The organism is Deltaproteobacteria bacterium (assembly GCA_026129095.1).
Lineage (GTDB): Bacteria > JAGRBM01 > JAGRBM01 > JAGRBM01 > JAHCIT01 > JAHCIT01.
Map to the genome: position 1 here is coordinate 227,370 of JAHCIT010000003.1, position 11,802 is coordinate 239,171.

Genomic DNA, 11,802 nt, shown 5'->3' on the forward strand with positions numbered 1-11,802 from the left:
CCAGCAAGGCCCCGGTCTTACCGGAACAGGAAGGAAATCCCGCCGTCCACCACCCAGCCGGTGAAGCGGATTCCCTCGCCCCGGATCGTCGTACCGGTAACGGGATCGGTAATACGGCCGCCGCCTGGGGCGGATGCGTTCCGCCAGCGGCCGCGGGCGAAGATAGAGGTGTCGTGCAAGCCGGTCCGCCGCGCCGTGGTGGCGGCATACCGGTCAAACCGGTTCAGCGAGAGATTGAGCTGCACTTCCGCATGCCAGCCGTATTTCATCCCCTTGGTCGTCCCCGCAAGCGAGGGTTGCGAAGGCAGATCGACCTTGTTGATATAGATATCGAAGTCCGGCCCCACGCCGAAGGAGGGCCAGAGCCACTGCCTCTCCGAATAACGGGCATGGTAGGAAACGGTCAGGTCCAGCGGAATGCCGTGAATGCGGTCCTTGAGGTCCGGCAGCACCGAGACATTCTTGCGCTCCGAGTAGCTGTATCCGGCTCCGAGCGAGAACTGGAGACTGCCCATGTCCTTGTGCCCTTGCCCGAAGGTCTGCGCAACAAGCCGCGGCGCCAGGATACCGAACCGGACCACCGCGCCGGGATTCACGTTCCCGTATGAGGACTCGAAGATCCGCTGGTAAGGGAAAAAGTGGGAATACCCCAGCTCCAGCGAATAGAGGTACCGCCTGCCGCGGCCGATCCTGTCCAGGTCGGGATTCCCGGATTGTGCAAGCGCAGGGGAACCGGCTGCCAGTACGCCGAAGAGAGCCGACAGCCCTGCCAGCATCACCCGGTACCGGAAAAACCGGTGGCTCACGGGCGCATTCCCTTCCGCCGTCTGGTGGCCCGCATCACTCCGATAACCAGAAAGACCGCCATCGGCAGTGCAAGCCGGGCTCCCGAACGGCCGGTCTGGCAGCCGAACCCGCCGTCCTCCCCAAACAGGGCCAGCGCGCCGATGGGAAGCGGGGAGCTGTAGCTCTGGCCCGAGAAGCTGGCGCTGCGGTTGCCCGCACGGTCGCGCACGGCGACGGCAGCGAGCCAGGTCTCGTCTATCCCGAAGCCGGTCCCCGTGATGCCAATGGTTGTCGAGGTCGCCGGGGCGGGCACTGCGGCGTAACGCACCACCGAGGGATCGGAAGTGGACTGGATGCGGACGATGTAGGTGCCGGGGCCTGAAATTACCTGTCCGGGGCCTGAACGGAGTCCGGCGCAGACAGTGGCATCTGCGCTCGGGCAGGTGTCGCTGGCGCTGCTCCACTGGACGGCGACGAATGTCCCGGTGGACTGGGCGACGGGGGCGGACATGTTCGCCGGCCGCTCCAGGTCCAGCCGCAGTATCCGCATGAGCTGGATGACGCTGTCGCCGCCCGTGGAGGCGGCCTCGAACCGGGCCTCGACCACCTGCGATTCGGTCAGGAGTTCCAGGTCGGATGCGGAAATCTGGATGTTCCCGCCGGAGGCCGAGACGGCATTGAGTGTGAGCACGTTGCCCGACGGATAGAGCGTCACTTCCAGCGATACCGGGTCCAGGCTGGAGCCTGCCGCCGTGGTGAAGGGCAGGGACACGGGGGATAGCGGCCGGTCGCCGTCCACGCCGTCCGGATCGAACAGCGGGTCGGTACCGATCGTGTTGTTGTGGGTGGCGAACGCCAGTTCCGCAAAGCCGGGAAGGAACTGCGGCGCCGAGCTAACGGCAAACACCCGCCCGCCGTTGGAGGGCAGCACCAGCAGGCTTTCGTCGAACGCCATCCGCCGCCGGCCCGTGAACATCGGTGTCTCGGAGGGGATGTCCAGCAGGACGTTGTTGACCGCCGGTGGTCCGGGTACCGGACAGGCGCCGGCCTCCACTGCGTTCACGTTCGTGTAGACCACCGTGTAGACGGCCCCGGTCTCGATCAGGAACGCAAGGTGGTGGTCGGGCGTACTGTCCGTGTCCGTGAACGCCAGCATCGAGAGCGCACCGGCCCCGACATGCTGGTTGTTCGTGCAGAGCGTGTCGTCCGTTGTGTTGATGACGATGTATCCGGCATTGGTGTTCCCGCCGTTCGTATAGGCGACATAAAGATAGGTGCCCCCGATTCCCGTGATCTCGTAGGGAATGAACCCGCTCAAGGGGACGCCGCTCAGGCTGGTGAGAACACCGGGAGTGGCGGGGAAACCGCTCAGGACATCTATCGTGCCGTCACCGCACGAGACATACACCTTGCCGTTCGCCGCAACACCGATGCCGTGGGGATCGGATCCGTTGCAAACCGTGATGTCGGAACCGACCTTGACCGGCGTGGCGACGCTGTTGTCGATCACCGAGACCGACTTGGCGGTGCCGCGATTTCCGGCCAGCACCCGGTCAATACCGGCGTGATAGGCCAGCGGGCCGGGGTTGTCGCCGGCGGGGACTCCGATGGAGACGAGGCGGGTGATCTCCGGGGCGTCGCCGGTAACACCGGAAATATCCAGCGCCTCCACCCGGTCGAGGCCCGAACAGGAAACATAGAGGCGGCTTCCGGCGCGAATGAGATCAACCGGCACGCAGGCGGCGAGCAGGTTGAACGTGGAGCGCACCTCCAGCCGCCACCGGTCAATGATGCTGAGTTGGCTGGCGGCCGAATCGATCACGAACACAAACCGGCCGCTGGCATCGAAAACCGATCCCCTGGCGGCCGAACCGGTGGTACCGACCGGAATGGTGGCGCGGATATCCTCTGGAACAGCCCCGGCGAGCCCCGGAAGTCCCAGCACAACGGCCAGAACGGCGGCAATCAGCCCGGATGACCGGCGTCCAGAAAATGAAGTGAGTTCCTTCATTCGAGTGAGGAATTTAACCGATGCACTACAGAAAAAACACTGAAAAAGCCTTAATTTTCAGTAGTTTCCAGACCCAGCAACTGTTCCAGCAAGCGGATTCCATTGTCGGCCACCACCCGCACGTTGTCGGCGGCCACCCAGAACTGGATTCCGGTCCCGGTCGCCCGGATGCGTCCCACCCCGAACTCCTCGCGGCCGACGAACTCGCTGGCCAGCGGCGGAAGCAGCCTGTCACCGCCCTCATCGCAGATCTCGACACGCCCGGCTGCCTCCAGAAGATCGCCCAGTTCTGCCGGATCGAGCCGGGGTGTGGTTTCCAGTTCCACGGCATAGGTGTTCCCGTAGAAAACCGGCACGAAGGAGCTCATCACCGACACCCTCGCCCGCTCGACGCCGATCAGCTCTGCCAGTTCATCGGCCGCCCGTTTCTCCGGGTCCGCTGCGCCCGGCATCTGCGCGCCCGGCACCACGTTGAAGGCCAGCCGGCCCCGGTACCGCGCATTGGCTTCAGGGGTTTCCATCGCCAGAAGCTGGCGTGTTTCTCCGGAGAGCGCCTCGATGCCCTCGCGGCCCGCTTCGCTCAGGGAAAGCGAAGCGGCCACGCGGAGCCGCTCGATCCGGAACCCGGCCTGCTGCAACGGCGCAATGACCAGGGCAAGTATCGCCGCAGTTGCCGAGGGAACCTGCACCGGAGCGCCAGCCGGAACCCGGCCGCCGAGCTGGCTCACCCGTACGGTTCCCGGCCGGGGCGGAGTTGAAAAATCCAGCACGGCCAGTCCCGACTCCGCTGCCTGCGCGCCCCACTCTTCAGTCACGCTGGCAGGGCCGGCGAAGACGATGATATCGAGTGATTCCAGCGTTTCGTCCGACAGTGTTTCCATCGGGAGGATGGAACTCCCGAACCCCATGTCGCTGCCCAGCCGGTCGTCCGATTCAAACAGCCGGAGCCGGGCCACCGGAAATTCGCGCGTGACGAGCGTCCGGAGCAGTTCCTCGGCCAGAACACCTGCCGCGCCGGCGATGCCGATCCGGAACGGGCCTCTGGAAGTGGCGGCCATTTCTGCGTCAGGCCTTCAGGTGGTCGAGCAGTGCACGTGTCATCTCGCGGGTGGATGCGGCCGCCTGCCCCTTCACAGCGATATCCGGCGTGCGGACCCCGGCGGCCAGCGTGTCGCGGACCGACTTTTCGATGGCGCGGGCGGCCTTCTGCTGCCCAAGCGAATAGTCGAGCATCATCGCCACCGACAGCACGGTCGCAATGGGATTGGCCTTCCCTTGCCCGGCGATATCCGGCGCCGAACCATGGACCGGCTCGTACAGGCCGTAGCGGATGCCGCTGTTGCCGGAGGCCTGGCCCAGCGATGCGCTCGGCAGCAGCCCGATGGAGCCGGTCAGCATGGCGGCCTCGTCGGAAAGGATGTCGCCAAAGAGGTTTTCCGTCACCAGCACGTCGAACTGGCGGGGATTGCGGATCAGCTGCATCGCCGCATTGTCCACGTACATGTGCTCCAGCGCGACGTCGGGAAACTCCTTGTGCAGCTCGATGGCGATGTTGCGCCACAACTCGGACACTTCCAGCACGTTCGCCTTGTCCACGCTCGTCACCTTCTTGCGGCGCAGGCGGGCGAGTTCGAAGGCCAGTTTCACGATCCGGCGGATTTCGCTCTCGCTGTAGGCCATCGTGTTGACGCCATAACGCTCGCCCTGCTCGTTCTTCGTGACGCCCTTCGGTCTGGCGAAGTAGACCCCGCCGGTCAGTTCCCGGAGAACGAGGACATCAACTCCTTCGACGATCTCCCGCTTCAGCGACGACGCATCGGCCAGCTCCGGAAAAACCGTCGCCGGGCGGAGGTTGGCGAACAGGCCGAGCTCGGCCCGGAGCCTGAGCAGTGCCCGTTCCGGCCGGACCTCGTACTTGAGCCCCTCCCATTTCGGGCCGCCCACCGCGCCCAACAGCGCGAGGTCGGCCTTGGCGATGCCAGCCATCGCCTCATCAGTCAGCGGAATGCCATGCTTGTCGATGGAACAGCCGCCCACAAGGTAAGTCGTGCGTTCGGTCCTGAAGCCGAACAGCGACTCGGCCCTGTCGAGGATTTCGAGTGCTGCGCCGACCACCTCGGGTCCGATACCATCGCCGGGAAGCACTGCCAGTTTGATTGTCATGGGCGGAAATTGTCCCTTCGCATGAAGTCGGCTCCCGCCGGCCGGTCCGGCCGGGGCCAAGGGCGGCGACTCTAGCCCAGATGCCGTCAGTGTAAAGGGATCGCGGCGGGGGGATTTCCCCTAGTTGGATCCGCCGGGCCGCCCCGTCACCTTCAGCGGGTTGTCATCCACATTCAGGAGTTCCTGCACCTGCTCCGGCTCGAAATCGTAGGCCGTGTAGATGGAAAACCCGACGTAGTATTTGCCCTTGGGGAAGTTCTTCACATCGATCGTGTAGCCGATCACATGCTGCCCTGGCTCATGCTCCGGTTTGTCCTCCAGTTCCCCGTCGTCGAGAAAATGGAAATCCATCTTCGCGCCGTGCCTGACCATCTCCGGATCGTAAATCATGCGCGACATGAGTGCCGCCCGGCTGGGCAGGTAGCCGGCGATCCAGTCCTGGTTCGGCTTCACCCGGTCGATCTCGGCGGGGCTCATCTTGCCGTCGATCACCAGATCCTTGTTGTCCTTGGTGAATACCCTGGCCCCGTAGGTATTTTTACGGAAGTCGAGCCCGGCGGTGAACCGGCTGCCTTCACAAACGAAATACTTCGGATTGAACGGCACATACAGGTCGGATGACGCCGCCAGCCCGTTCTCGTAGAACTTGAAATACATGACGATCTTGGGCGCGAACGGCAGGCGCACACCGGCGATCACGATCCAGAAGATATTGCGACGGAGCAGCCGAACCGGCCCATCCTTGTAACCGATGGTGAAAGCCCTCGCGTTGTTCTCGTCGAAATTGAGCGAGGCGCAGAACAGGCCAATCGGCCTGATGCGGATCCGCATCTTGAACCGGTCGAGCACGTTCGGAATGACCGGGCTTCCGGGCGGCTTGCCGACGATGCTCTCCACCAGCATCGGGTTCTCGTCGTTGAAGTCGATCTCGGAAAGGCGCGTCACGATGAAATCCCGCTCCGGGTGATAGGTGATGTAGTCATCCTTGCTGAGTGGCGGCGGACTGGATGCGAAGAAGAACAGGTAGGCCCAGGCCCTGCCACCGTCCAGGGGATCGGTGATTTCCAGTTCCACGCCATCAGGTGATGGCCAGGTGTCCCAGGACGCCTGATCCCCGGCATCGCGGCCCATGAAGACGACCTCGTCGTTATAGTCGAGCTTTTCGAGATCCTCCTCGAAGTAGGCGTTCCGTCTCCGGTCGTCGAGTTCGGCCTGCGTCAGCTTTCCCTCTTCGACCTGGCGTTCCAGCTTCTTCCGCTCGCCCTCGAACTTCTTGATTCGCCGGGCCCGTTTTTTCTCCTCCGGAACATCCTCGAAGCCGGTTTCGTCCCGGATTTCCTGGGGTATCGTGCTGGTGGCGATAAAATAGTCGCCGTCACCGTCCACCTTGTCGATCTGGAACGGGATCGCGGCCCAGGCGCCATCACGGCGGACCTGGAGACGCAGGCTGGATATCTTCCTGCCCCAGAGCGGCTTGACCGGATCGCCCGATACCACCACCGGGTCGATCTCCCGGCGGAGGGACTTGGCCGCCGGAGCCTCCTGCGCCTGCGCCGGAGCAGGCCACAAGGCGGCCGTTGCCGCGCACAGAATCGCCGCCATTCCGTATGGAAAAATCCGCATGAGTTTGCCTACCCCTCGAAACCAGAAAGCCTGAATAACCGGAAGCGCAACTGTAGCCGAGCCCTTTGCCGTGGCAAATGCTGCCGGTTGAGGCCGGTTCATCCAGTTGCAAACATGCAAACAGAAAGACCCGGAACCCCTTTCGGTGTTCCGGGTCTTTACTGGTTCGAAGGAACGGAGCTTAGTAGCCGCCGCGCCCGCCGCGATCACCACGGTCACGGCCGCCGTAGCCGCCGCGCCCGCCGCGGTCACCACCACGGTCACCGCCGTAGCCGCCGCGCCCGCCGCGGTCACCACCGCGGAAGCCGCCGCCTCCACCGCCACCCGGAGCCCGCTCGCGGGCCTCGTTGATGGTAAGGTTGCGGCCGTTCAGGGCCTTGCCGTTCAGACCGTCCACGGTCTCACGGATGTTGTCGCCATCGGCGACCTCGACGAAGCCGAAGCCCCGCGAGCGGCCGGTTTCGCGGTCCGTCACGAGCTTGACGCCCGTGACTTCGCAGCCAGCCTCCTCGAAAAAGCGCTGTACATCTTCTGACGTTGCGTTGTAGGGAAGATTCCCGACGAAGACTCTCATGTAACTTGGAACTCCAACAGTGGCAGGCCCGACATCCCCCTCCGGTCCCGGCTGCCCGCCGGAAACCTGGGCCGGAAGATCGCACGTACCGGGCTGGACACTTCGGAACGGTAAATGCGAACTTGCTTCTTTTGGAGGGTCTTCGGGAACCGGGGTCACTTGTACTCTGGAGCTCGGGATCTCGAACAAGAGAGTCATCAGTTATCGCAGATTCGTCAGGCCCTGCCCAGCCTGAACGGGAGGGTAGACGTTCACCTGGTAAAGGGCGATGGGGCCTGAAAATAATTATGAAGGCCGTTCGTTTCGTCCCTTTTTGCCCTGCTTGCCCGTCTTCCAGGGAAGGCCCATCTTCACTCTCCGGTGGCTCAATAGGGCCATACCAGTATGAATACAGGGGATTTTAATCTGCCACCACGCCTCACCACGCCTCACCACGCCTCACCACGCCTCACCACGCCTCACCACGCCTCACCACGCCTCACCACGCCTCACCACGCCTCACCACGCCTCACCACGCCTCACCACGCCTCACCACGCCTCACGAACGACTAGTAGAACGCCATTATTTTTATGTTGACAGGGTGCATCAAATCACAATAAAACAGTTGTGTTCTTGTAGGGAGGCCCATATGCAAACCCGACCGACCAGCACCAGAAGCCCCGCCGACGCCGCCGCGCAAACAAGTACTTCCGCAAGTAACTATACCCCTCCACCCGGCAGGATTCCGGGCAATCTCAGGCCAAATGTCGAGCGTGCCCTCCCCCGCGGACGTTACCGGCGGGATCTCTCCCCACAGGACCGCTCCGAGCGCCAGCGTCTTCAGCTGCTCACCGCCGCTGCCCAGGTTTTTGCCGCCAAGGGGTTTGCCGACACCGCCGTGGAGGATGTGGTGAAGGCGGCCGGCATGAGCCGGGCCACCTTCTATATACATTTTCAGGACAAGGACGAACTGCTTGGCGAGCTGTACGACACGGGAGCTTCCGCCACGATCCGCTCAATCCGGCAGGCGGCCGCCGCCGTTCCCAAAAACGAGCCGCTCAAGCGCCTCGAAAAGGCATTCGATACCTATCTCTTCATGCTCACAAACGGGGGCGATGTGGCCCGCGTGATCGTCAACGAGGTCGCCGCCGGGGGGCCGAAGATGCTGGAGCGCCGGGATCGTGTGCATCAGGAGTTCATCAAGATGTTCCGCGAACTCGCGGCAAAGGTATATCCCGGCCACACGCCGAGCGACATGACCCTGCTCGCCGTCGTTAGCGGCGTCGAAGGCCTAGTGTTCAACTACCTGTGGCGCGGCGAGGCCCGGAGGCTCGATTCCGAAGGCCGGGCGGTTATCTTCCGGTTCATGCTGAACGCCCTGAGACCCTGACCGGCAGTTGCGGTGCCAGACAAACCTGACGCCTGGAACCCCGACCAGTACGAACGGTTCCGGACCGAGCGGCTCCAGCCGGCATTCGATCTCATGTCGCTGGTGGCACCCGTCCCGGGTGGCCGGGCCATTGACCTGGGCTGCGGCACCGGAGAGATCACTCGGCTGCTCCACGAGGCGGTTCAGGCTGGCGAGACAACCGGCATCGACAGTTCGCAGGCCATGCTGGAGAAGTGCCGCCATCATGAGGCGCCGGGACTCCGGTTTGTTAAAGGCGACATTGCCTCATTTCCCGGAGAGGTCGAGTATGACCTGATCTTCTCGAATGCCGCCCTGCACTGGCTTCCGGATCACCGCACCCTCTTTGGCCGGTTCTTCAGGGCACTGAAGCCCGGCGGCTCCTTCGCCGCCCAGATACCGGCGAACCACCTTCACCCGTCGCATCTTGCGGCAACGGAACTGGCGATGAGTGAACCGTACCGGACCGCTCTACAGGGCTGGAACCTCAAATACGGTGTCGAACTGCCAGAAACCTACGCGGCTATCCTGCACGAACTGGGTTTCGCAAATCCCCTTGTCATGCTGAAGGTCTATGTGCACCTTCTGGAAACCCGCGAGGCGGTGGCCGAATGGTACCGCGGATCGCTGCTGACCGCCTACGAGACACGGCTCGACACGGATCTGTTTATCCGGTTCATGAACGACTACCGGACCCGCCTGAAAGACAAACTTCCTGACACACGCCCTTACCTCTTTACCTTCAGCCGGATTCTCCTGCGGGGAACCCGGCCAGGCTGATACCGGAGATTGTCAACCGGGACCGGATAACCGGTTGACAAGTTTCGGGCCTCTTTCGTAAGCTCGCCCTCACCCGGAAGCGCAACGCCGCCGGGATGTCCGCCAAAGCAAGGGGAAAACCGCCACATGCCATCCGCACTCGCCCTCGGTTTCAAGGACCGGGACTTCCGCTCGAATCCGCTCACCCGCGAAGAAGCCATCGAAGCCATCGGCTTCGAAAGACCGGAAGACCTGGACCTGCTCTATGCCGCATCCAGCCGGGTCCGGGCCGAGATGTTCGGCAAGGACGTTTCCGTTTGTACCATCGTCAATGCCAAGTCGGGCAACTGCGCCGAGGACTGTGGCTTCTGCGCCCAGAGTGCCTACTACCAGAAGGACACTGGCGTCACGACCTACCCGCTCATGTCGGCAGACGACATCGTGAATGTGGCATGGGAACGGAAGGCAATCGGCGGACGGGAGTTTTCCATCGTCACCGCCGGAACCGGTATGTACCGGCCGGAGGAAGTGGACACGCTCGTCGATGCCGTTCGCCGCGTGAACGACGAGGTGGGCATGGAGAGCTGTGCCTCGCTCGGCCTGATGAAGCGGGAAGACCTGTTGCGCCTCAAGGAGGCCGGCATGGTCCACTTCCATCACAACCTGGAAACGGCCCGGAGCCACTTTCCGAACATCGTCACGACCCACAGCTTCGACGACGAGGTGAACTCGGTGCGGATGGCCAAGGAACTGGGATTTGAAGTCTGCTGCGGCGGCATCTTCGGCATGGGTGAAAACCGCGAACAGCGCGTCGAACTGATGGAGACGCTGCGTGACCTCGACGTCGATTCGATCCCCATCAACTTCCTGAACCCCATCAAGGGGACCAGGCTCGGCCACCTGAAGCCGATGGAGGCCGAGGAGGCGCTCAAGGTGATTGCTGTCATGCGTCTCATGATGCCCGGCACGCCCAGCTTCGTATGCGGCGGCCGCGAAGTGACTCTGGGCAACCGGCAGGACGAGATATTCAGGGCAGGCGCTTCCGGGCTCATGATGGGGAACTACCTCACTACTTCTAACCGCAACTATCTCCACGACCGGGAGATGGTCGCCGCGCAAGGACTTCGCATCAAGGATGACGGCTGCCATGTGAAGACCAAGCAGCCCATGGAAGTGAAAACACCGGCGACGGAAGTCAGGCAGGCAGTCCCGAGCCAGAAGCTTTACCAGATCGATCGGCCCGCGAACTGAAGGCACAGCCTGAAAACATCCCGCCAATGACACCACCCCGGCCCACGCAGATACCGGCTGAAAAGACCGGCTCGTTCGAGGACTACCTCGAAACAGAACTGGATCGCGTCCGTGCCGAAAACCGCTGGCGGTTTTTCCGCCCGGTGACGGGATCTCAGGGACCCACTGTCCAGGCTGCCGGCCGCGAACTGCTGATGCTGGCATCGAATAACTACCTGGGGCTCGCCGGCGATCCACGGATTTCGGAGGCGATCGGCGAAGCCCTGCGCACCGATGGCACGGGTTCCGGCGCCTCGCGCCACATCAGCGGCTCAATGGACCGGCATCAGGAGCTGGAAGAACGGCTTGCCGCCTTCAAGGGGACCGAAGCCGCCGTTCTCTACAACACCGGCTACATGGCGAATGTGGGCATCATCTCCTCGCTGCTGGGCCCCGGTGATGCCGTCTTTTCCGACGAGCTCAACCATGCATCCATCATCGACGGCTGCCGGCTCTCCGGCGCGGAGAAGGAGATTTACCGCCACTCCGACATGAATGACCTGGAACGGCGGCTGAAAAAAACCGCCGCACGGCACAAGCTGATCGTGACCGACGCCGTCTTTTCGATGGATGGCGATGTGGCGAAACTGCGGGAAATCGCCGATCTCTCCCGGCGCTACGGCGCGTGGACGATGGTTGACGAGGCCCATGCGACCGGTGTTTTCGGCCGCTCCGGCCGGGGCCTGGTGGATCATCTGGGGCTGACGGGCAAAATCGACATCGTGATGGGGACACTGGGCAAGTCTCTGGGCGGATTCGGCGCCTTCGCCGCCGGAAGCCGCAGGCTCATCGATTTCCTCATCAACAAGTCACGGATGCTGATCTTCACGACAGCCCTGCCGCCAGCGGTCTGCGCGGGGGTGATCCGGGCGCTCGACATCCTCGAATCCGAGCCGGACCGGATCGCCCGGCTTCACCGGCTTTCGGCCCGCTACCGGGACCGGCTCGTGTCGGCGGGGCTGGACATCTGCGGTTCGGTAACTCCGATCGTGCCGGTCAGGATCGGCCCCGAGGACCGGACGCTCGCCATCGCCCAGGATCTCTGGAACGAGGGTTTCTTTTCCATCGCCATACGTCCGCCGACCGTCCCGCCCGGAACCTGCCGGATCCGCACGACCGTGATGGCGACCCATACGGAAGCCGATCTGGACCGCGCCGCCGCTGCGATTGCCACGGCCTGCCAGCGGCATGGAGTGATCCACTGACCC

General features: G+C 63.3%; 10 protein-coding genes. 4 read left to right on the top strand and 6 right to left on the bottom strand.

Going from position 1 to position 11,802, the window contains the following annotated elements:
* Window positions 1-17 precede the first annotated feature (17 nt).
* The 6 genes from KIT79_05945 to KIT79_05970 form a co-directional block, all read right to left on the bottom strand.
* Window positions 18-806, bottom strand: coding sequence for a hypothetical protein (locus KIT79_05945; protein ID MCW5828840.1), 789 nt, complete (start codon window positions 804-806; stop codon window positions 18-20).
* Window positions 803-2,797 carry a hypothetical protein gene (locus tag KIT79_05950; GenBank protein ID MCW5828841.1) on the bottom strand — a complete coding sequence of 665 codons (1,995 nt, stop codon included), beginning with the start codon at window positions 2,795-2,797 and terminating at the stop codon, window positions 803-805. The genes KIT79_05945 and KIT79_05950 overlap by 4 nt, the downstream gene beginning before the upstream one ends.
* Window positions 2,798-2,847: 50 nt before the next feature.
* The gene (locus KIT79_05955; GenBank protein MCW5828842.1) at window positions 2,848-3,855 is read right to left on the bottom strand and encodes a hypothetical protein; all 1,008 of its coding nucleotides are present in this window, start codon (window positions 3,853-3,855) and stop codon (window positions 2,848-2,850) included.
* Between the two features lie 7 nt (window positions 3,856-3,862).
* Window positions 3,863-4,960, bottom strand: a complete 1,098-nt coding sequence (gene leuB / locus KIT79_05960) for a 3-isopropylmalate dehydrogenase (GenBank protein ID MCW5828843.1) — start codon at window positions 4,958-4,960, stop codon at window positions 3,863-3,865.
* 120 nt (window positions 4,961-5,080) lie between these two features.
* Window positions 5,081-6,583 carry a hypothetical protein gene (locus tag KIT79_05965; protein MCW5828844.1) on the bottom strand — a complete coding sequence of 501 codons (1,503 nt, stop codon included), beginning with the start codon at window positions 6,581-6,583 and terminating at the stop codon, window positions 5,081-5,083.
* A gap of 181 nt (window positions 6,584-6,764) precedes the next feature.
* Window positions 6,765-7,157: an RNA-binding protein gene (locus tag KIT79_05970; GenBank protein MCW5828845.1), complete on the bottom strand. Its 393-nt coding sequence runs from the start codon at window positions 7,155-7,157 to the stop codon at window positions 6,765-6,767.
* A gap of 629 nt (window positions 7,158-7,786) precedes the next feature.
* Here KIT79_05970 and KIT79_05975 point away from each other — a divergent pair.
* From KIT79_05975 to bioF, 4 genes are all read left to right on the top strand, one after another.
* The gene (locus KIT79_05975; GenBank protein MCW5828846.1) at window positions 7,787-8,527 is read left to right on the top strand and encodes a TetR/AcrR family transcriptional regulator; all 741 of its coding nucleotides are present in this window, start codon (window positions 7,787-7,789) and stop codon (window positions 8,525-8,527) included.
* A gap of 93 nt (window positions 8,528-8,620) precedes the next feature.
* The gene (locus KIT79_05980; protein ID MCW5828847.1) at window positions 8,621-9,325 is read left to right on the top strand and encodes a methyltransferase domain-containing protein; all 705 of its coding nucleotides are present in this window, start codon (window positions 8,621-8,623) and stop codon (window positions 9,323-9,325) included.
* A 126-nt stretch (window positions 9,326-9,451) separates the two neighbouring features.
* Window positions 9,452-10,555 (top strand): biotin synthase BioB, encoded by a 1,104-nt coding sequence (gene bioB / locus KIT79_05985; GenBank protein MCW5828848.1) that lies wholly within the window; start codon window positions 9,452-9,454, stop codon window positions 10,553-10,555.
* 26 nt (window positions 10,556-10,581) lie between these two features.
* Window positions 10,582-11,799 carry an 8-amino-7-oxononanoate synthase gene (gene bioF, locus KIT79_05990; GenBank protein MCW5828849.1) on the top strand — a complete coding sequence of 406 codons (1,218 nt, stop codon included), beginning with the start codon at window positions 10,582-10,584 and terminating at the stop codon, window positions 11,797-11,799.
* Window positions 11,800-11,802 lie beyond the last annotated feature (3 nt).